This is a genomic window from Tardiphaga sp. 20_F10_N6_6, assembly GCF_052076045.1.
Taxonomy (GTDB): domain Bacteria; phylum Pseudomonadota; class Alphaproteobacteria; order Rhizobiales; family Xanthobacteraceae; genus Tardiphaga; species Tardiphaga robiniae.
The window spans coordinates 4,315,286-4,337,473 of sequence record NZ_CP197239.1 but is presented as its reverse complement, the minus strand read 5'-3'; the positions used below and the strand labels follow the sequence as shown (position 1 = coordinate 4,337,473).

20 protein-coding genes are annotated in these 22,188 nt (G+C 63.1%); 7 read left to right on the top strand and 13 right to left on the bottom strand.

Annotated features, from left to right (window positions below; all coding sequences use genetic code 11):
- Positions 1-32 precede the first annotated feature (32 nt).
- Together AB7813_RS20885 and AB7813_RS20880 are read left to right on the top strand one after the other, a co-directional pair.
- Positions 33-641 (top strand): NAD(P)-dependent oxidoreductase, encoded by a 609-nt coding sequence (locus tag AB7813_RS20885; protein WP_093757908.1) that lies wholly within the window; start codon positions 33-35, stop codon positions 639-641.
- 109 nt (positions 642-750) lie between these two features.
- Entirely contained in the window at positions 751-1,818 is a 1,068-nt protein-coding gene (locus AB7813_RS20880; protein WP_441228325.1) for an MBL fold metallo-hydrolase, read from the top strand.
- Positions 1,819-2,008: 190 nt separating this feature from the next.
- Here AB7813_RS20880 and AB7813_RS20875 read toward each other — a convergent pair whose 3' ends face one another.
- The gene (locus AB7813_RS20875; RefSeq protein WP_184512632.1) at positions 2,009-2,722 is read right to left on the bottom strand and encodes an SIMPL domain-containing protein; all 714 of its coding nucleotides are present in this window, start codon (positions 2,720-2,722) and stop codon (positions 2,009-2,011) included.
- 66 nt (positions 2,723-2,788) lie between these two features.
- Positions 2,789-3,529, bottom strand: coding sequence for a GyrI-like domain-containing protein (locus AB7813_RS20870; RefSeq protein ID WP_089266456.1), 741 nt, complete (start codon positions 3,527-3,529; stop codon positions 2,789-2,791).
- Positions 3,530-3,740: 211 nt separating this feature from the next.
- On the opposite strand from AB7813_RS20870, the gene dapF reads away from it, so the two are divergent.
- Positions 3,741-4,613, top strand: coding sequence for a diaminopimelate epimerase (gene dapF, locus AB7813_RS20865; RefSeq protein WP_439065495.1), 873 nt, complete (start codon positions 3,741-3,743; stop codon positions 4,611-4,613).
- 3 nt (positions 4,614-4,616) lie between these two features.
- Here the strand turns inward: dapF and AB7813_RS20860 are convergent, their stop codons facing one another.
- Positions 4,617-5,252: an RluA family pseudouridine synthase gene (locus AB7813_RS20860; protein ID WP_244628691.1), complete on the bottom strand. Its 636-nt coding sequence runs from the start codon at positions 5,250-5,252 to the stop codon at positions 4,617-4,619.
- A gap of 163 nt (positions 5,253-5,415) precedes the next feature.
- Here AB7813_RS20860 and ftsY point away from each other — a divergent pair, with 163 nt between their 5' ends.
- Positions 5,416-6,360, top strand: a complete 945-nt coding sequence (ftsY, locus tag AB7813_RS20855) for a signal recognition particle-docking protein FtsY (protein ID WP_175369431.1) — start codon at positions 5,416-5,418, stop codon at positions 6,358-6,360.
- Between the two features lie 13 nt (positions 6,361-6,373).
- The gene (locus AB7813_RS20850) at positions 6,374-6,973 is read left to right on the top strand and encodes a septation protein A (protein WP_093758216.1); all 600 of its coding nucleotides are present in this window, start codon (positions 6,374-6,376) and stop codon (positions 6,971-6,973) included.
- Between the two features lie 167 nt (positions 6,974-7,140).
- On the opposite strand, the gene AB7813_RS20845 is transcribed toward AB7813_RS20850, so the two are convergent.
- The 9 genes from AB7813_RS20845 to rimP form a co-directional block, all read right to left on the bottom strand.
- Positions 7,141-7,896: a superoxide dismutase gene (locus tag AB7813_RS20845; RefSeq protein WP_244628362.1), complete on the bottom strand. Its 756-nt coding sequence runs from the start codon at positions 7,894-7,896 to the stop codon at positions 7,141-7,143.
- A 248-nt stretch (positions 7,897-8,144) separates the two neighbouring features.
- Positions 8,145-10,292, bottom strand: a complete 2,148-nt coding sequence (pnp, locus tag AB7813_RS20840; protein ID WP_089266441.1) for a polyribonucleotide nucleotidyltransferase — start codon at positions 10,290-10,292, stop codon at positions 8,145-8,147.
- Positions 10,293-10,615: 323 nt separating this feature from the next.
- Positions 10,616-10,885, bottom strand: a complete 270-nt coding sequence (rpsO, locus tag AB7813_RS20835; RefSeq protein ID WP_068734145.1) for a 30S ribosomal protein S15 — start codon at positions 10,883-10,885, stop codon at positions 10,616-10,618.
- Positions 10,886-10,887: 2 nt separating this feature from the next.
- A complete protein-coding gene (truB, locus tag AB7813_RS20830; RefSeq protein ID WP_093757901.1) occupies positions 10,888-12,048 on the bottom strand; it encodes a tRNA pseudouridine(55) synthase TruB in 1,161 nt (386 codons plus the stop codon).
- On the bottom strand, positions 12,045-12,461 hold the full coding sequence (gene rbfA / locus AB7813_RS20825) for a 30S ribosome-binding factor RbfA (RefSeq protein ID WP_068734171.1): 417 nt from the start codon (positions 12,459-12,461) through the stop codon (positions 12,045-12,047). Before rbfA ends, truB begins: the two co-directional genes overlap by 4 nt.
- A gap of 168 nt (positions 12,462-12,629) precedes the next feature.
- Positions 12,630-15,413 carry a translation initiation factor IF-2 gene (gene infB / locus AB7813_RS20820; protein ID WP_089266436.1) on the bottom strand — a complete coding sequence of 928 codons (2,784 nt, stop codon included), beginning with the start codon at positions 15,411-15,413 and terminating at the stop codon, positions 12,630-12,632.
- 9 nt (positions 15,414-15,422) lie between these two features.
- Positions 15,423-16,211: an RNA-binding protein gene (locus AB7813_RS20815; RefSeq protein WP_093758215.1), complete on the bottom strand. Its 789-nt coding sequence runs from the start codon at positions 16,209-16,211 to the stop codon at positions 15,423-15,425.
- 16 nt (positions 16,212-16,227) lie between these two features.
- Positions 16,228-17,832 (bottom strand): transcription termination factor NusA, encoded by a 1,605-nt coding sequence (gene nusA / locus AB7813_RS20810; protein WP_068734140.1) that lies wholly within the window; start codon positions 17,830-17,832, stop codon positions 16,228-16,230.
- 3 nt (positions 17,833-17,835) lie between these two features.
- Positions 17,836-18,615, bottom strand: a complete 780-nt coding sequence (gene rimP / locus AB7813_RS20805) for a ribosome maturation factor RimP (RefSeq protein WP_120287753.1) — start codon at positions 18,613-18,615, stop codon at positions 17,836-17,838.
- A 363-nt stretch (positions 18,616-18,978) separates the two neighbouring features.
- Between rimP and AB7813_RS20800 the strand changes: the two genes are divergently transcribed.
- Positions 18,979-20,082, top strand: a complete 1,104-nt coding sequence (locus AB7813_RS20800) for a DUF2336 domain-containing protein (protein ID WP_089266433.1) — start codon at positions 18,979-18,981, stop codon at positions 20,080-20,082.
- On the opposite strand, the gene AB7813_RS20795 is transcribed toward AB7813_RS20800, so the two are convergent.
- Positions 20,059-21,012 carry a LysR family transcriptional regulator gene (locus AB7813_RS20795; RefSeq protein ID WP_439060304.1) on the bottom strand — a complete coding sequence of 318 codons (954 nt, stop codon included), beginning with the start codon at positions 21,010-21,012 and terminating at the stop codon, positions 20,059-20,061. The genes AB7813_RS20800 and AB7813_RS20795 overlap by 24 nt on opposite strands.
- Before the next feature lie 118 nt (positions 21,013-21,130).
- On the opposite strand from AB7813_RS20795, the gene AB7813_RS20790 reads away from it, so the two are divergent.
- Complete coding sequence (locus tag AB7813_RS20790) at positions 21,131-22,132, top strand: aldo/keto reductase (protein WP_439065490.1); 1,002 nt, start codon at positions 21,131-21,133, stop codon at positions 22,130-22,132.
- Positions 22,133-22,188: the final 56 nt, after the last annotated feature.

The window sequence follows — 22,188 nt, the reverse complement described above, 5'->3', positions numbered from 1 at the left end:
AGTTTCTACTGGTTACTACATGGAGATATCAAATGAAAATCGCCCTAATCGGCGCCACCGGCCGCGCCGGCTCGCAAATTGTCGCTGAACTGTCCCGCCGCGGTCATACCGTCACCGCCATCGCCCGCAACCCGGAGAAAGCCCCTGTTCTGGCCGGGGTGACGCCACTGAAGGCCGACGCCAACGATGTTGCCGGTCTCACTGCCGCCCTGAAGGGCCACGACGTCGCCGTCAGCGCGATCCATTTCCTCGTCAGCGACCCGCACAAGCTGATCGCGGCCGTGAAGGCGGCGGGCGTTCCGCGCTATTTGGTGGTCGGCGGCGCCGGCAGCCTCGAAGTCGCTCCCGGCCTGAAGCTGATCGAGACCCCGGGATTTCCGGCGGAATACCGGGCCGAGGCCGCGGTGGGCGGCCTGTTCCTCGACATCCTGCGCCACGACAAGGAGCTCAACTGGACCTTCCTGTCGCCCTCGGCCCTGTTCATCCCGGGCGAGCGCACCGGGACATTCCGGCTTGGCGGCGATCAACTGCTCGCTAACGACAAGGGCAGCAGCATTTCCTTTGAGGATTATGCCATCGCCATGGCCGACGAGATCGAGACGCCTGCGCATACGCGCAAGCGGTTCACCGTCGGCTACTGAGCGAACAAAGGATCGGCGCGGGTTGCGGAATCCACTGACAAATTCCATGTGATGCGGGCTGCGCCTCGTTGGGCGCAGCCCGTCGTCCCACCGGATTTGATCCAGCTCCATGATTCTCACCCGCCGCCGCCTTCTGACGTCGCTGGGCGGTCTCGCCGCAGCCGCTGGGCTGTCGGCCTTCTGGGCTTCCCGCATGACCAATTATGACGGCCCCGTCTCCGATCACTTCGACGGCAAGATCTTCTTCGATCCCGACGGCGTGCCGCCCAAGTCGCTCGGCGAAGTGCTGCGGTGGCAATTCGGCGGCGGCCGTACGCGCGAGGTCTGGCCCGACTGGGTCGAGAACGAGTTTGCCGATACGCCGCCGGCCAAGGTCGAGGGTACGGGCGTTCGCTTTAGTTACGTGGGTCACGCGAGCTGGCTGATCCAAACCGCGGGAATCAACATCCTGTTCGACCCGGTGTGGTCCGACCGTGTCTCGCCATTCTCATTCGCCGGCCCGAAGCGCCACACCGCACCCGGCATCGCCTTCGACAAGCTGCCGAAGATCGATGTCGTGCTGGTATCACACGGTCACTATGACCATCTGGATCTTCCAACACTGTCGAAGCTATCGGCCAAATTTGCGCCGCGCGTGATCACGCCGCTCGGCAATGACGTCACCATGAAGAGCGCCGACAGCGCGATCAAAGCCGAGGCCTATGACTGGACAGATCGCGTCGAGCTTGGCAACGGCCTTGCCGTGACGCTGGTGCCGACGCGGCACTGGACGGCGCGCGGCCTGTTCGACCGCAACAAGTCGCTGTGGGCGAGCTTCGTGCTGGAGACGCCGGCGGGCAAGATCTACATCGTCGGCGATAGCGGCTATGGCGACGGCCTGCACTTCCGCCGCGTGCGCGAAGCCCATGGTGCTATCAGACTCGCGATCCTGCCGATCGGTGCCTATGAGCCGCGCTGGTTCATGAAGGACCAGCACATGAATCCGGAAGACGCCGTGAAGGCCCTGAGCGATTGCGGCGCGCAGCAGGCGCTGGCCAGCCATCACAGCACATTCCAGCTCACCGATGAGGCGATTGACGGACCGGTGAAAGGATTGGCTGCCGCATGCAGCGCGGCAGAATTGCCGAGCGAGAAGTTTATGGCGCTGAAGCCGGGGCAGGTGGTGGAGATTTTTTAACGGGACGTGGAAGCGAGTATCACCGCTCTCTCCCCACGTCATGGCCGGGCAAAGCGCGAAGCGCGGCTTCGCTAGATGACCCGGCCATCCATCTTCCACATCCGCCGCCTTCGTAAGATGGATCCCCGGATCAAGTCCGGGGATGACAAACATTGGCAACGGAGCGGTGATGGCTAGATCATCACTACCATCACTGCGCCGGCTTGATTTCCCAGCTCACGCTGACATTCACGCGCAGCACTTCCTCGCCTTGCGCCACCGGAGCCGATGCCACATCGGCGCCCATCTTGCGCAACATCATTGGCGCTGGCGCGCTGCCGGAGTCCTCGGAAATGCTGATCGGCGCGCCGAGCTTGACGCCGGCAGCCTTGGCGTAAATCTCCGCCTTGCGCCGCGCATCCGCGATCGCGTCGCTGCGCGCATCGTCGAGAAGTTGCGACGCCTTGGTCACCATGAAATTGATGCCGCCAACCTCATTGGCACCCGACGACACCAGCGCGTCGATCGTGCCGGCCACCTTGGTCACGTCGCGTACGCGGATGGTGACGCGGTTGCTGGCGCGATAGCCCGAGATGACGTTGGGGCCAGGATTGGGATTGGGACGGGTCTGCTGCGCATATTGCGGAAATAGCGACAGCCGCGACGTCTGCATGTCCTTCTCGGCAATGCCGGCACTCTTCAGGGCCGCCAGCACCTTGGCCATCGCGGCATTGTTGGCCTCGGCGGCCTCGCGTGCCGTCTTGGCATCAGTCGTGACACCGCCATCGACGACAGCAAGATCCGGCGGCACCGAGACGGTGCCTTCGCCGGAGACGGAAATCACCGGCGGTGGATTGACCTGCGCGAGCGCAGGAGTGGCGATGAGCGCAATGGCCAGCGAAGCGAGAGCGAAATGATTTGTCATGCCCATTCTCTCGCGACCGTCCAAGGCTTCTTTATGACCAGAGGCTATGACCGAGCTACGGCTCGACTACTTGAGCGGCACATAGACATTGATGACCAGCTTGTCTTCCGCCGTCTTCAAGGGATCGGTCATGTATTCCTCGATGAACGTATCTTTCGCCTCTAACTTCTTGTCGTCGAGGTGATTGGTGATCGCCTCATAGGTGTTGTCCATATTGTCGTAGGAGCCGCGATGGACGAACTTCAGCGCCTTACCATCCGGCGACAGGCCCATCTTCATCGCTTTCGGCAGGTTCTTCACCTCCTGATCGACCGGGATTTCCGCGAGGAAGGTGAAGCCAGTGTCATCGGTGGTCGTATAGACGATCATTGGGTTGCCGGATGATTTGACACCCTGTTTGTCGAGCACGGTGGTGATCTGCTTGAACGCATCCATCAGCGTATCGAAGGCCGAATCCCAATTGGCCTTGCCGACGAACGTCACCATCTGCTTCGGCGACAGCGTGATTTCCTCGCCGAACGGATCGGCAACCTGGACCTGAGGCGCGGGTGGCGTTGCAGGGGCCTGCGCCGCTGCGGGCGGCGTTGCCGGCGCGGCGGGGGCCGGCGTCTCCGGTGTGGCGGGAGCGGGTGTGGCTGGAGCCGTTGCCGCCGGAGCTGGTGTCGCCGGCGCGGGCGGGGTGGCCGGGGAGCTTGCCGCTGGCGGCGTGGCAGGCGGAGATTGTGCCCAGGCCGCGGCGTTCAGCGTCAGCGCGGCTGCCGGGATCAGCGCCGCAGTGGCGAGGCGGGACAGGCGAGAACGGGTCATTCGAAGGGTCTCCAGTGACATCCTGCAGCGCAGCGTCCGGCAACATGCGCGATACGGCATCATGCGCGATACGGCATCATGGTAACACGCAGCCGCAGCTTTCGTCCCCTCCCCAAATTGCGCAGGGCCATTCAAAACAACCGACACAGAATAGCCGCACTGGTCAATCGGGCCAGCCTCGCCATATAAGGCAGGGATAACGGGACACGACATGAGCGCACTGGCCAACCATTCCTTCGCCAAGATGAACGGCATCGGCAACGAGATCGTCGTGATCGACCTGCGCGATACGGCATCCGGTATCACGCCTGCCGACGCCCGGGCCGTGGCCACCCCCGAAGGCGTGCCCTATGACCAGTTGATGGTGCTGCAGAAGCCCCGGCTGGCCGGCACCGACGCCTTCGTCTCGATCTACAACAATGACGGCTCCGAGGCCGGCGCCTGCGGCAACGGCATGCGCTGCGTGGCGCGGCAGACGTTTGCCGGCGGCGACAAGACGGCACTCACATTCGAGACCAAGGCCGGCCTGATCAATTGCTGGCAAGGCCCCGCGCCTGACCTTTACACGGTGGACATGGGCACGCCGAAGTTCGGCTGGCAGGACATTCCGCTGGCGGAGGAGTTTCGTGACACCCGCGGCATTGAGCTGCAGATCGGCCCGATCGACGCGCCCATCCTGCACACCCCATCAGTCGTCTCGATGGGCAACCCTCATGCGATCTTCTGGGTGGACGACATCCAGGCCTATGATCTCGAAAAGTTCGGGCCGCTGCTGGAAAACCACCCGATCTTCCCGGACCGCGCCAATATCACGCTGGCGCATATCGTCGATCGCGATCACGTCGTGATGCGGACCTGGGAGCGCGGCGCCGGCCTCACCAAGGCCTGTGGATCGGCTGCCTGCGCAACCGCCGTGGCCGCCGCCCGCCTGCGCAGGACCAACCGAACGGTGCATATGACGCTGCCCGGCGGAGAACTCACCATCGAATGGCGCGAGAGCGACGACCACGTGCTGATGACAGGGCCGGCCGCGTTTGAATATGAGGGCACGTTCGATCCGAAGCTGTTCGCTTCGGTCGCGTAAGCCCTACTCCCCGTTCCAGCCACACGCCCTGAGCCGCTCATACAGATGCGGCGGGGCCGGTGCGACGACACGAATCGGGTCCTTGTTGCGCGAAATCGGAATCACGATCTCGCGGGCATGTAGATGCAGTGTCGGCTCGCCGAAGCGTGGCCCGTTGCCGTAGATATTGTCGCCGACAATCGGAAATCCGGATGACGCAGAGTGCACGCGGAGCTGATGCGTGCGACCTGTCACCGGCTCGAGCGCCAGCCAGCTCATGCCGCCGCCGCGGCCGAGCACGGTGAAATTCGAGACGGCCTTGAGCCCCTCGGGATCCGGCTTCATCCACCAGCCCCGGTCGGCATTGAGCCGCCCGAGCGGCATGTCGATCACGCCCGAATCTTCGGCAGGCCCGCCCTCGACCACCGCCCAATAGGTTTTGCGGATACGGCTGTGCTTGAACAGGAGGCCCAGCGACGCTGTCGCCTTGCGGTGCCGGCCGAGCACCAGGCAACCCGACGTATCCCTGTCCAGCCGATGCGCCAGAACCGGCGCACGCGGCAGGCCATAGCGCAGGAATTCGAACGAAGTTTCCAGATTGGCGCCGCCCTTGGGGCCACGATGCACCGGCAGGCCGGCGGGCTTGTCGATTACCAGCATCAAGCCGTCACGGTGCAGCACCCGCGCCAGAATCTCGGCCTCGGTCAGCTCCACCGCGTCGGTGCGGGGTTCCAGCCGGGGCTCGGCCTCCAAGCTTACGTCTTCGTCACTTTCACTGGTCATACTTTGAATCATGGCGCGAAACGGCTAACACACCCCCGACATGAGCGACACTCCCGAAACGCCAAAACTGAGCTGGTGGCGACGGCTCTCCGGCGGGCTGAAGCGCACCTCGAGCGCCCTCGGCACCGCGGTCGCCGACCTCGTGACCAAGCGCAAGCTCGACCGCGCCATGCTCGAGGACATCGAGGACGTGCTGCTGCGCGCCGATCTGGGTACCGAAGTGGCGGCGCGGATTTCCGCCGCCGTCGGCCATGGCCGCTATGACAAGGCGATCTCGGCCGACGAGGTCAAAACCGTCGTGGCCACCGAGGTCGAGAAAGTGCTCTCGGCGGTGGCCAAGCCGCTGGTGATCGATACCAGCCACAAGCCGTTCGTCATCCTCGTGGTCGGCGTCAACGGTTCCGGCAAGACCACCACCATCGGCAAACTGGCGTCCACCTTCTCCGCCGAAGGCCGCAAGGTCATGCTCGCCGCCGGCGATACGTTTCGCGCGGCAGCCATCGAGCAGCTCAAGGTCTGGGGCGAGCGCAACAAGGTGCCGGTCATCGCCGGTGCGCAGGGTTCGGATTCCGCGAGCCTCGCTTTCACCGCCGTCACCGCGGCTCGCGACGACAAACGCGACGTGCTGCTGATCGACACCGCCGGCCGCCTGCAGAACAAGACCGAACTCATGGTCGAGCTCGAGAAAGTCGTGCGCGTCATCAAGAAGGTCGATGCCTCGGCGCCCCATGCGGTGCTGCTGGTCCTCGATGCCACAGTGGGACAAAACGCGCTGTCGCAAGTCGAAGCGTTTCATCGTACGGCTGGCGTCACCGGCCTTGTGATGACCAAGCTCGACGGCACCGCGCGCGGCGGCATCCTCGTGGCACTGTCGGAAAAGTACAAACTGCCGGTGCATTTCATCGGCGTCGGCGAAGGCATCGACGATCTCGCGCCATTCACCGCCAGGGATTTCGCGCAGGCGATTGCAGGAATTGAAAGCTGATATGACTGACGTGATCGACAAGAAGCAGCCGCACCCGCTATTCAAGCTCGCCACCGAGCTCGGCCCGCTGATCGTGTTTTTCGTCGCCAATGCGAAGTTCAACCTGTTCGTCGCGACAGGCGCTTTCATGGTGGCGATCGTCGCGGCGATGATCGCGTCCTATGTCGTGGTCAGGCATGTGCCGATTATGGCGCTTGTCACCGCCGTCATCGTGCTGGTGTTCGGCACGCTGACGCTAGTGCTGCATGACGAGACCTTCATCAAGGTCAAGCCGACCATCATCTATGGCCTGTTCGCAGCGATCCTCGGCGGCGGCCTGTTGTTCGGCCGATCCTTCATCGCCATCATGTTCGACCAGATGTTCAATCTCACACACGAAGGCTGGCGTGCGCTGACGAAGCGCTGGGCGCTGTTCTTCTTCGCCATGGCGCTTCTGAACGAAGCGATCTGGCGCACCCAGAGCACGGATTTCTGGGTAGCCTTCAAGGCGTTCGGCGTCATCCCGCTGACCATGGTCTTCGCGGTGGCGCAGATGCCGCTGATCAAGCGCTACGGCATCGAGCCGGCTACGCTCGCGGAGAGCACGGCGGACGAAGGCGATCTGAGGAAGTAGAAGCGGCTCTTACTTAACCTCGCCCCGCTTGCGGGGAGAGGTCGGATTGCGAGCGTAGCGAGTAATCCGGGTGAGGGGGAGCCAGTGTTTCACTCGTTAGCTCCCCCTCACCCGTCGCGGACTTCGTCCGCGCCACCCTCTCCCCGCAAGCGGGGAGAAGGAAAACATCACACCGCCAGCGTGCCGGCCTTTGCCGCCGCATAGCGCTCGCCGACCTTGGTCCAGTTGACCGTATTCCACCACGCCTTGAGATAATCAGCGCGACGGTTCTGGTAGGTCAGATAATAAGCGTGCTCCCAGACGTCGTTGCCCATCAGCGCGCGCTTGCCGTCCATGATCGGATTGTCCTGATTCGGACGCGTCTCGATCGACAGCTTGCCGTCCTTGTCGACGATCACGAACACCCAGCCAGAACCGAACTGACGGCCGCCGGCGGCGTTGAAATCGGTCTGGAATTTCTCGAGGCCGCCGAGGTCGCGATCGATCGCCGCGAGCACATCGCCTTCCGGCTTGCCGCCATTCGGGCCCATGATCTGCCAGAACATGGTGTGGTTGGCATGGCCGCCGAGATTGTTGCGCACCCCGGTGCGGATCGCTTCAGGCACGCTGTTGAGATTGCCGAGCACCTCGACCAGCGGCTTCTCGCCGATCACCGGGGTATCCTTGGCAAAATTGTTCATGTTGGCAACGTAGGCGGCGTGATGCCTGTCGTGATGGATCTCCATCGTCTTGGCATCGATATGCGGTTCAAACGCCGTGACCGGATAGGTCAGCGGCGGCAGGATGAATGGCGCATTGCCGGCAGTAGGGGTGGCCGGCGCAGCCGCCTGGGCGAAAGCAAGACGGGGCGCGACGGCCGCGGCAGCGATGCCGGTCGCAGCGAGCATGAGATGGCGTCGGGACATCGATGCAGAGGTCGTCATGGGGCTTCTCCCTGAGAAATTTGCGGGGTCGTCGGACAGATACGCAACGCATCACTGCCAGTTTCATATGCGGGCATTGTGACGCAGCGGGACATAGCACATCACGTGTCGGAGAGACGTGTTCCTCTTTTCCCTCCCCCAAGCGCCATGCGCCGTGAGGAGGATATTTCGGGGTCCTCGCGAAACATCGCCACAAACAAAAAGGGCGGCCCTTCGGCCGCCCTTTCGCATTCACTATGTCGCGAAAATTACTCCGCTGCAGTCGCGCCTTCGGCGGCCTTCTGCTTGGCTTCGAGGTCTTCGCCGGTCTCCTGATCGACAGCCTTCATCGACAAACGCGTCTTGCCGCGATCGTCGAAGCCGAGCAGCTTGACCTTGACCTTGTCGCCTTCCTTGACGACGTCGGAGGTCTTCTGCACGCGGCCGCCGGCGAGCTGGCTGATGTGAACCAGACCGTCCTTGGCGCCGAAGAAGTTCACGAATGCACCGAACTCCATGACCTTGACCACGGTGCCTTCATAGATCGCGTTGAGCTCCGGATCCGAAGCGATCGACTTGATCCACTTGATCGCAGCCTTGATCGACTCACCATCGGATGAGGCCACCTTCACGGTGCCGTCGTCTTCGATGTTGACCTTGGCGCCGGTCTTTTCGACGATCTCGCGGATCACCTTGCCGCCGGTGCCGATCACTTCACGGATCTTGTCGGTGGCGATCTTGAAGGTCTCGATGCGCGGCGCGTATTCGCCGAGCTCGGCACGGGCGTTGTTGAGCGCCTTCGACATCTCACCGAGAATGTGAATGCGACCTTCCTTGGCCTGACCCAGAGCGACCTTCATGATCTCTTCGGTGATACCGGCGATCTTGATGTCCATCTGCAGCGAGGTAATGCCGGTATCGGTACCAGCCACCTTGAAGTCCATGTCGCCGAGGTGATCTTCATCACCCAGGATGTCCGACAGAACTGCGTAGCGTGCGCCTTCGAGGATCAGGCCCATGGCGATACCCGCCGTCGGACGCTTCATCGGAACGCCCGCATCCATCAGCGCCAGCGAAGCACCGCAGACCGATGCCATCGACGACGAACCGTTGGACTCGGTGATCTCCGACACCACACGTACGGTGTACGGGAATTCGTGGTGACCCGGCAGAACCGGATGGATCGCGCGCCAGGCGAGCTTGCCGTGGCCGATTTCGCGACGCTTGGTACCGCCCATACGACCGGTCTCGCCGACCGAGTAGGGAGGGAAGTTGTAGTGCAGCAGGAACGTCTCTTTGTAGGTTCCCGACAGCGAGTCGATGTACTGCTCGTCTTCACCGGTGCCGAGCGTGGTCACGACCAGCGCCTGGGTTTCACCGCGGGTGAACAGCGCCGAACCGTGGGCGCGCGGCAGCACGCCGACTTCGGCGACGATCGGACGAACCGTGGTCAGGTCGCGGCCATCGATACGCTTCTTGGTGTCGAGGATGTTCCAGCGAACGATCTTCGATTCCAGTTCCTTGAACACGCCGGCGATGCGGAGCTTGTCGTATTTCGGCTCCTGACCTTCCGGGAAGTAGTGCGCCATCGCCTTCGCCTTGACGGCGCCGACGGCAGCGTAGCGATCCTGCTTCACAGGGATCGCATAGGCAGCGCGCAGCTCGGTTTCGACGAGACCGAGCATTTCCTTCTCGATTTCGCTGTCGTCGATGGTCTTGACCTCGCGCGGCTCCTTCGCGGCCTTCTCGGCGAGCTCGATGATCGCCTTGATGACCGGCTGGAAGTGGCGGTGACCGAACATCACGGCGCCGAGCATCACGTCTTCGTTGAGCTCCTTGGCTTCCGATTCCACCATCAGCACGGCATCGCCGGTGCCAGCGACGACGAGGTCGAGATTGGTGTCGGCCATTTCGTCGAGGGTCGGGTTGAGCACGTATTCATCATTGATGAAGCCGACGCGGGCTGCACCGATCGGGCCCTGGAACGGGGCGCCGGAAATCGTCAGGGCAGCCGAGGTGGCTACCAGCGCGAGAATGTCCGGATCGTTCTCCATGTCGTGCGACAGCACGGTAACGACGATCTGGGTTTCATTGCGCCAGCCATCGACGAACAGCGGGCGGATCGGACGATCGATCAGGCGGGAGACCAGCGTCTCCTTCTCGGTCGGACGACCTTCGCGCTTGAAGTAGCCGCCGGGAATGCGGCCGGCTGCGTAGGTCTTCTCGATGTAATCGACGGTCAGCGGCAGGAAGTCGATGCCATCCTTGGCAGTCTTCGCGGCGACGACGGTGGCGATAACGACGGTCTCGCCATAGGTGGCGATGACGGCGCCGTCAGCCTGACGGGCAACCTTGCCGGTTTCCAGCTTGAGCGGACGACCGCCCCAATCGATCTCGACGGAGTGAACATTAAACATCTTAGGTTTCTTTCATGGGTTCACGGAGGACGTGACGGCCAAAAACACTGAAGTCCAAAACACAAAAGCCATGCGCAAGACGGCAAGAAGCTGTTCGCGATGTCGCGAAATCAGCGTCCGGCGATCCTGCCATGGCTCTGGTATTCTGAATGGCGTCCATCCTTCCGATGGTCGCGGGGATCTTTGGAGGATCGCGCCGCGCGACGGGCACCTTGCCCGTCATCGTCCAGTTGCCGGATTGCTTCTGAACGTTATCGCGAAAGCCACACATGGCTTCCGCTACAAAAAACGCGCGCAAAGGGTTTTTGCGCGCGTGATTTCGCTTAGCGGCGAATGTTGTGCTTCTCGAGCAGCGCCTTGTAGCGCGCCTCGTCCTTGCGCTTGATGTAGTCAAGCAGCGAACGACGCGTGGAGACGAGCTTCAAAAGACCACGGCGGGAATGGTTGTCCTTGGTGTGGGTCTTGAAGTGTCCGGTCAGGTTGGCAATGCGCTCGGAGAGGATCGCAACCTGGACTTCCGGCGAACCAGTGTCGCCGGTCTTGTTGGCATTGGTCTTGATGACTTCCGCTTTGCGTTCTGCGGTAATCGACATCGTCAGTTACTTTCTTTGCGGGCCGAACTGGCGGTCAGTCCGGTCAGGTTAAACACGCGCTTGGGGATGAGTTCGCCGTTGCCAACTTCAGCGAGGGCCAATAATCGCCCTGCCACCGTGACATAAACTGTGCCGCTACAATCGGGCGCATCCCGTCCGCGCAACAAAACGGCTTGGCCCCGATGGAGCCTTGCCGCATCCGCCCGTGTGACGGCCAGTGCCGGGATGTCGTCCAGCGCGGTCTCAACGGGCAGTAGCGCGTCGGCGAGGCTACCCTCGCCAGACGCGGCTCTATCGCACAAAGCCTCCAACTGTTCCAGCGGAATCATGTCGGCTTCGGCGAAAGGTCCGACCAGGGTACGCCGGAGCGCACTGATATGGCCGTAGCAGCCGAGTAAACGGCCGATATCGCGGGCCAGCGCACGCACGTAAGTGCCCTTGCCGCACTCGGCCTCGAACACGGCATGGTCGCTATCTGGCTGTTCTGTCAGGACTAATTCGTGAATTACAACCGGTCGGGGAACCAGCGGCACCACCTCGCCGTCGCGGGCGAGATCATAGGCGCGCTCGCCCTGGATCTTGATCGCCGAGTATTGCGGCGGGGTCTGTTCGATATTGCCGGTAAATTGCGGCAGCAGCGCCCTGATCTGGTCGGCCGTTGGCCTATTCGGGCTGGTGAAGGTCGCACGGCCCTCAGTGTCGTCGGTATCGCGTTCCTCGCCCCAGGCGACCGTGAAGCGATAGCGCTTGCGGCCGTCCATCACGAACGGAACCGTCTTGGTGGCTTCGCCGAGCGCGATCGGCAGACCGCCGGACGCCAACGGATCGAGGGTACCGGCATGGCCGGCGCGCTTGGCCTGGAACAGGCGCTTGGCGATCGCGACGGCCTGGGTCGAGGTCATGCCGATCGGCTTGTCGAGGATCACCCAGCCATGAACGTCGCGCTTGTCGCGCCGGACCTGGCCCTGCTGACGCTGCTTGCCGCCCTGATGGCGGGGATCGTTATTGCCGCGATGGCCCTGATGCTGACGCTGGTCATTGCCGCCGCGGTCACCTTGCTGACCGTGGTCGCCGTGCTGCACGGCCGGAGAGAGGGTGGGCTCGCCATTGCCCGCTTCATCGAGGCGTGAATCGAGGGCGGCGGCTGGAGTCGTCACAGTCATTCGTTTTCGTCCGAGTCTGGTTTGAGGTCGCGCGCAACGGCAGGCGTGCGCAGAAGTTTGTCGATGCGCTCGGCTTCGTCGAAGCGCTCATCGATGCGGAAGCGAAGATCGGGGGCGTATTTCAGGTTCACGCGATACGCGACCTCGGTTCGCAGGAAGCTCTTGTTCGCCGCGAGCGCCTTCAGCACCGGTTCGGTGTTCTGGCCGCCGAGCGGCATCACATAGACGGTGGCGAGCTTGAGATCGGGCGACATCTTCACCTCGGGCACGGTGATGATGGTGGTCTGCAGAACGGGATCGTGGACCCCACCCTGCGACAGGATATCGGCAATCGCGTGGCGCATCAGCTCGCCAACGCGCAATTGACGCTGCGAGCCGCCCGGCGCGGCAGATTTTTGGTGATGCTTGGGCATCGGTTTCCCTACGAAAACAAAATTCGTCATGGCCGGGTTTGTCCCGACCATCCACGACTGCTCTTTTGAAATTCAAAGACGTGGATGCCCGGCCATCTAGCGAAGCTAGCTTCGCGCAGGCCGGGCATGACGTCTCGTTTAAATCCGGTCTCTCTGTAAGATTTGGACTTACAGGGAGCGCTGGATGGTCTCTACGCGGTAACACTCGATCACGTCGCCGGCGCGCATGTCGCCGTAGTTCTCGAACGCCATGCCGCATTCCTGGCCTGACGCCACTTCCTTCACTTCGTCCTTGAAGCGCTTCAGTGTCGACAGCTTGCCTTCGTGCACCACGACGTTGTCGCGGATCAGGCGCACATTCGCGCCGCGTTCCACGGTTCCGTCGGTGACGCGGCAACCCGCAACCTTGCCGACCTTCGAGATGTTGAACACTTCGAGGATCTGCGCATTGCCCAGCATGGTTTCGCGCAGTGTGGGCGCGAGCAGACCGGACATGGCTTTCTTCACGTCATCCACGAGATCGTAGATGATGTTGTAGTAGCGGATTTCGATGCCGTTGCGCTTGGCAGCAGCAGCGGCTTCCTTGTTGGCACGAACCGAGAAGCCGATGATGGCGGCGTTGAAGCCTTCCGCCAGCGTGACGTCCGATTCCGAAATGCCGCCGACGCCCGCATGCAGGATGCGCGCGGCGACTTCGTCGGTGCCGAGCTTCTCGAGCGAGCCGAGAATGGCTTCGAGCGAACCCTGCACGTCGGCCTTGATGATCAGCGGGAAGTCCTTGCGACCCGAGGTCTTCAGCTGGCTCATCATCTGCTCGAGCGAGCCGCGCATGCCGTTGGTGGAGGCTGCGGACTTCTCGCGCTTCTGATGTGCGCGGTAGCCGGTGATTTCGCGGGCGCGGGCTTCGTTCTCGACCACGGCCATACGATCGCCAGCTTCCGGCGGACCGTTGAAACCGAGCACTTCGACCGGCACCGACGGACCTGCCGCGGTCAACGTCTCACCCTGATCGGAGATCAGCGCGCGGACACGGCCCATTTCGGCACCGGCCACGATGATGTCGCCGACCTTCAGGGTGCCGCGCTGAACCAGCACGGTCGCCACCGGACCACGACCACGATCGAGCTTGGCTTCGATCACGGTACCTTCCGCCGGACGTTCCGAATTGGTCTTCAGGTCGAGAATATCGGCCTGCAGCGCGATCATTTCCAGGAGCTTGTCGAGGTTGGTCTTGTTCTTCGCCGACACTTCGACGTCGACCACGTCGCCGCCGAAGGATTCGACCTGCACGTCATGCTGCAGCAGTTCGGTGCGCACGCGCTCCGCCTTGGCATCAGGCTTGTCGATCTTGTTGATCGCCACGATCATCGGCACGCCGGCTGCCTTGGCGTGGTTGATGGCTTCGATGGTCTGCGGCATGACGCCGTCATCGGCCGCCACCACAAGGATGACGATATCCGTGACCTTGGCGCCGCGGGCACGCATCGCGGTGAACGCAGCGTGGCCTGGCGTATCGATGAAGGTGATCTTCTTGCCGCTCTCGGGCGACGTGACCTGATAAGCGCCGATATGCTGCGTGATGCCGCCGGCTTCGCCGGACACCACATTGGCATGACGCAACGCATCGAGCAGCGAGGTCTTGCCGTGGTCGACGTGGCCCATGACGGTCACGACCGGCGAACGCGGCTCGGTATCGGTGGAATCGTCAACCTTGTCGAACAGACCTTCTTCAACGTCCGATTCGGCAACGCGCTTGACGGTGTGGCCCATTTCCTCGGCCACCAGCTGCGCGGTGTCGGCGTCGATGACGTCGTTGATCTTGTGGATCGCGCCCTGCTTCATCAGCAGGCGGATCACGTCCACGGCACGCTCGGCCATACGGTTGGCGAGTTCCTGAATCGTGATCGCTTCCGGGATCGTGACTTCACGAACCAGCTTTTCCTTCGGCTCGTTCGACTGATGACCCTTCAGACGCTGGGTGCGGCGACGGAACGAGGCGATCGAACGCTCGCGGACGTCGCCGGCCGACAGCGCGGTGACCACGGTGAGACGGCCGCGCTCCTTCTGCGGACCGGGCTTGGCAGTGGGCTTCGGCGCGATCACGGGGCGCGCGGCGCCGCCGGGACCACGGCGAATGACGCGCGGACCTTCATCCTCGTCGGTGCCGTCGGCAGCGACGCCGGGCGCACGGGCAGGCGTAGTTGAGGTGGCGCCGGGACGGGCCGTCGTCGTGGCCGGCTTGGCGGCCTTCGCATCGGCTTCAGCCTGACGGCGCTTGGCCTCGACTTCGGCGCGGCGCTTGGTTTCTTCTTCCTGGCGGTGACGCTCTTCCTCGGCCTTGCGACGGGCTTCGGCAGCTTCACGCTCTTCCTGTTCCTTGAATTCCTTGGTGTTGCGGCGGGCAGCCTCGATCTCGGCGAGGCGACGCTCTTCCTGCTCGCGCACGCGGGCATCGGCCAGCGCGCTGGCGCGGGCATTGCGCTCTTCTTCGGTCAGGGTACGGAGCACGACGCCCGAACCTGAACGGGCCGGAGGCTGCGGGCGCTGCGGCGCGCGCGACGGCGGCGCTGCGGGAGGCGGAGCGGAGCTGCGTCCTGCGGGAGAAGGGGCAGCGGTGCGGGAAGCCGGTGCGGCCGGTGCAGGCGCAGCAGCGCGCGCAACCGGCGCCGCGGGCGCAGCAGTTGCAGCGGGAGCAGCCGGCGCAGCAGCAACGGGAGCTGGTGCAGCAGTCTCGACAGGTGCGGGAGCAGCAGTTGCTGGTGCGGCGACAGGCGCAGCCGCGGGCGCATCGCCGGGCATACGGCGCTTGCCGCGCTTCTCGACCACCACCTGCTTGGTGCGGCCATGGCTGAAGCTCTGGCGCACAGTGCCCTGCTCGACGCGCGGCTTGAGCGTCAAGGTCTTGCTGGGAACGCTCAGAGTCTTGTCACCAGGCGTTTTCGTATCAACCATTCAGCAGTCCTAATCTTGTTGCGTTGTGCGCGGTCGCACAGTCGTCGAAGTTTCGATCAGCGAGATCGTTGGCGTCAGCGGCTCCGTCTCCGGCGCAGCAGTTGTCAGCGAAGCTTTGGCGCTTGCGTTGATGTCGTCGTCAGCCAGCCGGTATTGGACCAGAGTCTGGCTGCGCGACAGGAACGTTTTGCCCGCCGGGCCCGTAAGCACGGCAGCATGTATCACATTTGACCGCCCCAATGCCAAATCCAATTCATCGGAGCTTAAAACCGTAATGATCGGCAGTTTCGGCGCGTCGTCGCCGGATTCCGCGTCAAATTCCACGCGTTGCCGGGCAACGCTGTCCAGTTTACGGATTCCGTCGGGGGCGCCGTTGGAGGCGTGGAGAAGAACACCGACCGTTCCGCGGCGCAGGGCGTCTTCGACCTTGGTGAAGCCGGAAACCACCTGACCGGCCTTGGCAGTTATGGCCAGCGCCTCGATGACGCCGCGCACCATGAGCTTGTCGGTGTCGTCGGCCAGGGTCGGCGACGCCTTGACCGCTTTCTTGAAGCCCTTGGCAAAAAGATTGCGCTTCGCCGCCTCGGTCACCGCCTTGCGGGAGGCCGTGACCCAGAGGCCGCGGCCGGGAAGCTTGCGCTTCAGATCCGGGATCGCCTCGCCCGTGGGCGCGACGACGAACCGGATCAGATCATCGATCGGGCGCACGCTCCGCGTGACCACGCACATCCGCTCGGTCCCGGGCTTGGTGCTCCGGGGGCCGTTATCCAGATCTGCTTGGTCAGCAATGGCGAGCATGCGCGTGGCATTGTCCTTACGCTTCTTCGGTGGCGTCGAGCGGCGCACCCTTGTCGAGATCGGCCTGGGTGATCCAGCCGGCCACGACGCGGGCCTGCATGATCAGATGCTCGGCGTCCTCACGCGAAATTTCGCTGGCATCGAGAATGCCCGGGTGCTTGGTCGGCTCGGAGCCTTCCTTGCGTTCGGTCCAGCCCACCAGATCGTCAGTGGCGCAGCCGGCAAGATCCTCGACGGTCTTGATGTCGTTTTCGCCGAACTTGACCATCATCTTGAGGGTCACGCCCGGAACGTCCTTCAAAGCGTCTTCCACACCCAGTTCCTTACGTTTGCCTTCGAGTTCAGCTTCGAGCTGCTCAAGGTATTCACGTGCACGGCTCTGCAATTCAGCCGCTGTTTCGTCGTCGAAGCCCTCGATGCCCGACAATTCCTTGGCATCGACCATCGAAAGTTCTTCCACCGAGGTGAAACCTTCCGACGCGAGCAGCTGACCGACGACTTCGTCGACGTTCAGCGCTTCCATGAAGACGCGCGTGGAATTTTCGAAATCGGCCTGGCGACGTTCGGATTCTTCCTGCTCGGTCAGGATGTCGATATCCCAGCCGGTCAGCTGCGAAGCCAGGCGCACATTCTGGCCGCGACGACCGATCGCAAGGGATAGCTGGTTATTCGTGTCGGGAACGACAACCTCGATGCGCTCACGATCTTCATCGATCACGACTTTCGAGACTTCCGCCGGCGCCAGCGCGTTCACCACGAAAGTGGCGATATCCGGCGACCATGGAATGATGTCGATCTTCTCGCCCTGCAGCTCGTTGACCACGGCCTGCACGCGGGAACCACGCATACCGACGCAGGCGCCGACCGGATCCACCGACGAGTCGCGCGAGATCACGCCAATTTTCGCACGCGAACCGGGATCGCGGGCCACGGCCTTGATTTCAACGATACCGTCATAGATTTCAGGCACTTCCTGCGCGAACAACTTGGCCATGAACTGCGGATGGGTGCGCGACAGGAAGATCTGCGGACCGCGTGTTTCGCGGCGCACATCAAAGACATAGGCGCGAACGCGGTCGCCGTTGCGGAACACTTCGCGCGGCAGCATCTCGTCGCGGCGCACGATGGCTTCGCTGCGGCCAAGATCGACGATCACTGAACCGTATTCGACGCGCTTGACGATGCCGTTGACGATCTCGCCGATGCGATCCTTGAATTCCTGGTACTGCCGGTCACGCTCGGCTTCGCGCACCTTCTGCACGATGACCTGCTTGGCGGACTGCGCGGCGATACGGCCGTATTCCAGCGGCGGAAGCGTGTCGGCGATGGTGTCGCCGATCTGCGCTCCCGGATTGGCGCGCTGCGCGTCAAACAGCGAGGTCTGGAAAGACGAATTCTCGACGTCCTCTACCACCAGCATGTGGCGGGTCAGAGAGAGCTGGCCGGTCTTGGGATGAATCTCGGCATGCACATCGGTCTCGGAACCGTAACGCGCGCGGGCCGCTTTCGCGATCGCCTCTTCCATCGCCTGGATGACGATGTTGCGGTCGATCGATTTTTCGCGCGCGACGGCGTCGGCGATCTGCAGCAGTTCGAGTTTATTGGCGCTGACAGCGGCCATAGCTCATTCTCCTTCGATGGGATCGATTTCGCCTCGGCGCGCACGATCGGCGGCCAGACGATGTTCTTTGGTATTCTTCGGCAAAGGCTTCTTGGCAGCTTTCGCGACCTTGAGTTTCGGCTTCGGCGCAAAGCTCTTTTTCGGATCGCTGCGCTTGGCATGCGGTGCCGGCGGCGGCGCGAGACCGAGCTCCCGCTTGAGATCAAGCTCGGCGTGCTTGCCGCGGCGCATGGACTCGGCGATCAGCTCGTCGGTCAACACCAGGCTGGCATTGGAGATATCTTCCAGCGGCAACCGCGTGATGGGGTCCTCGCCGTCGCGGGCGCCTTCGCGGTCGATCAGGACGACATCGCCTTCGATAGCGCCGAGCAGGCCACGGAAGCGTTTGCGGCCGCCGACGGCGACAGCCATCTCGATCTTAACCAGATAGCCATGATAGCGCTCGAAATCGGAGCGTCGGACCAGCGGACGATCGATGCCGGGCGAGGAAATTTCGAGGCGATAGGCGCGCTGGATCGGATCGGCGACGTCCATCACCGGCGACAGCGCGTGTGAGATCGCCTCGCAGTCCTCGACCAGCATGGTGCCATCCGGCCGCTCCGCCATGATCTGCACGGTGCAGCCGAGCTCGCCGGAAATTTTGATCCGCACCAGCCGGTAACCGAGGTTTTCAAGCACGGGCGTGGCGACTGCCGATACCCGCGCCGCAGCACCCGGCTCGATCACCAGGCGCGGCTCGGAAAGCAGCTCGGTATCAACGGTTTCTGGGTTTTGGTCGGTCATGTCCAGGATCGAAGTATTCCGGTTGAAGGATGTCTGAATGCGCGTGCAGCCTGCAGAAGTGTATCGCGTCGGGCTTTCGGCCCTTTTGGACCCGGGCGAGCCCCGCCGGATTATGGCCAAGGTCCGTTCAGGTAATAAAAAAGAGCGGGTCCCGAGGGGCCCACTCTCAAACGCGATCGTATGAGAACACCTAATAAGTTGTGGGCGATATAGCCCTTTTCGGGCGCCCCGGCAAGGCCGCAGTGGCTGCCCCGCAATATTTCTGCAACCCGCGGTAGCCCAATCCTGCGGACTAACCGTTCCTTCATCAACCCCATCTAGGGTGCCCCAGCCTTTCCGTATGGTGGTGTTGAGTATTTTTTGATGGCTGAGGCGAAATCGCTCATTCCCGGGCTGGAGAACATCGTCAGAGATGGCGATCCCAAGCGGCGCGGCGAAGCGGTGCGTAAGATTTCCGAGCTTTTCCTAAGGGGCGCATCCCGTTTTCAACCGGCACATGTCGATCTGTTCGACGGCGTTCTGACGAGTCTGGTTCCACAAACCGAGGTCGAAGCACGCACAGAGCTGGCCGAACGGCTGTCCGATCTCGTCAACGCACCGCCGCAACTGGTGGCCTTGCTCGTCCGCGATGACGAGATCCTGATCGCCGGGCCGCTGTTGCGCCGCTCACCCTTGATCGACGAACCGACACTGGTCGACATCGCCAAGGCCCAGGGCCAGTCGCATCTGCTGGCGATCTCCGATCGCTCGACGCTGACCCCGCGCATTACCGACGTGATCGTCCGCCGCGGCGACCGCGACGTGATCCGCCGCGTGGCCGGCAACGCCGGTGCGGCTTTCTCGCAGCTCGGCTATACCGGCCTCATTCGCCGCGCCAGCGATGATGGCGCCCTCGCCGTCACGGTCGGGCAACGCGACGATCTCGCGCCGGAACAGCTCAAACACCTGTTGGCGCAGTCGGTCGAGGTGGTTCGCCGCCGGCTGTTCGATGCCGCCGCCCCCCAACTGCGCAACGCGATCAACCGCGCGATGCAAGACATCACCGGTACGCCGACGCATCTGGCCGTCACCCGCGACTTCGCCACCGCGCAGCGTGCCATTCGCAAGCTCCACCAGGCCGACGAGCTGGACGAAGGCGCTTTGTTGCGCTTTGCCCGCGCCCATCAATATGAGGAAACCGCCGCCGCCCTCGCCGCTCTGTCGGGCGTGCGGATCGGGACCATCGACCAGCTCCTCAAGGGCGACCGCGACGATCCGATGCTGATCCTCGGCAAATCGATCGGGATTTCCTGGGCCACCGTCCGCGCCCTGATGACGCTACGTCTCGGCCCCGGCCGTTCGCCTGCCGCCGCCGATGTCGAGGAAGCCCGACAGAATTTCGAGCGCCTGGTGCCTGCCACGGCACAGCGCGTGCTGACCTTCTGGCAGACCCGCGAGACCGCCTCAGCGATCCCCCTGCCGCTCTGATCCGCTGGGGTTCCCCGGGGCGGCTGCCCGTCGCTCCCGTTTGCGCCACTCCGCCACAAAACTCACGAACGCCGCCAAAGCCGGCGGTGGCTGCCGACGGCTTGGATAATACAGGAACGGGCCCGGGAATGGCGGCAACCAGTCCTCCAGAACGCTGACCAACCTCCCGGTCGCGAGGTCGTCCCGCACATAGCCCTCAAACACCGCGTAAAAGCCGAGCCCATCCCGTGCCGCTTCCAGCCCGAGCCGGGAATAGCTCGCCAGCAGAGGCCCCCGGGGCGGTATCCGGACCACCTGGCCGTCCTTTTCGAACTCCCATTCCGGGATAGAACCGTTGTCGAAACGCGTTCTGATGCAGCAATGCTGCAGCAATTGCTGCGGTGCAATAGGTCGTCCATGCTGCGCAATATATTGCGAAGAAGCCACCATCACGAAGCGTTGCGGCGGCCCCAGCGAGACCGCGATCATGTCCTGCGCGAGATCCTCGCCATAGCGAATGCCGGCGTCGAAACCCTTGGCGACGATGTCGATCAATGACGTCTCGGCAACGATCTCAAGCTCAACCTGCGGATATTGCTGCAAAAATGGCGTAACCATCGGCGCCACCACGATATCGATGGCTGGTGCTGGACCGTTGATCCTCAGTCGGCCAGACGGCACATCACCGAAATCGCGAACTTGCTGCAGCGCAGCATGGACATCACCCATGGCCGGAGCGATTTTGCGCTGCAGCAATTCTCCTGCCTCGGTAAGCGCAACACTACGCGTTGTGCGATGCAGCAAACGAACGCCAAGCCGCTCTTCCATGTCGCGCAACCGCTGACTCAGGCTGGACACCGACACATGGGTCTCCACCGCCGCCCGCCGGAAATTCCGGGTCCGTGCCACTGCCAGAAAGGCCGCCAGATCGCGCAGATCGAGATCGCTCATTGTTCGACAGAGTGAACAAGCCTTTCGGGATTGTCCAGCTTATCGGATCAATGGAGCGGGCTCATATCGGGGCGGCAGCGGCGGAGGATCGGTCCGGCCGCCTTCTGGGAGAACCACCATGAACCACCTTCAACTCGGAAAGACTGGCCCCACAGTGGCCGCGCTCGGCCTCGGCTGCATGGGCATGTCGGATGTCTACGGCCCGGCCGACCGAGGCGAAAGCATCGCCACCATCCACGCCGCGCTGGAGGCCGGCGTCACCCTGATCGACACCGGTGACTTCTACGCCATGGGCCACAACGAACTCCTGATCGCCGAAGCCCTGCGCGGCCGCAGCCGCGACAGCCTGCAGCTTTCGGTCAAATTCGGCGGTATGCGCGATCCCGCCGGTGCCTTCATGGGCTTCGACAACCGCCCGATAGCGATCAAGAATTTCGTGGCCTATTCGCTGGTGCGGCTCGGCGTCGAGGTCATCGACATCTACCGCCCCGCGCGGCTCGACCCCAATGTGCCCATCGAGGACACCGTCGGCGCCATCGCCGACCTGATCAAGGCCGGCTACGTCAAACATATCGGCCTCTCCGAAGTCGGCTCCGAGACCATCCGCCGTGCCCACAAGGTGCATCCCATCACCGACCTGCAGATCGAATATTCGCTGATCTCGCGCGGTATCGAGGATGACATCCTGCCGACCTGCCGCGAACTTGGCATCGGCATCACGGCTTACGGTGTGCTCTCGCGCGGCCTGATCGGTGGCCACTTCACCAAGAGCGGGATGAACGCAAAGGACTATCGCAGCCACAGCCCGCGCTTCAGCGCTGCGAATATCGATCAGAATCTGGCTCTGGTTGAAAAAATCCGCGCCATCGCCAACGAGATCGGCGCCTCGGTCGCACAGGTCGCGATCGCCTGGGTGGCCGCACAGGGCCACGACATCCTGCCCGTGGTCGGCGCCCGGCGACGGGATCGGCTCACTGAAGCGCTGGGATCGCTGGAGGTGAAACTCACGCCCGCGCATCTCAGGGCGCTGGCGGAGGCGATCCCGGCCGATGCGGCAGCCGGCGGCCGTTATCCGGACGAGCATCTCGCGCATATGGACAGTGAAAAGAAGCGGGCGTGAGACGCGAAGACGCTAGTGGCCTCCCTCCCCCAAGCGCAGCGCAGTGGGGAGGGACA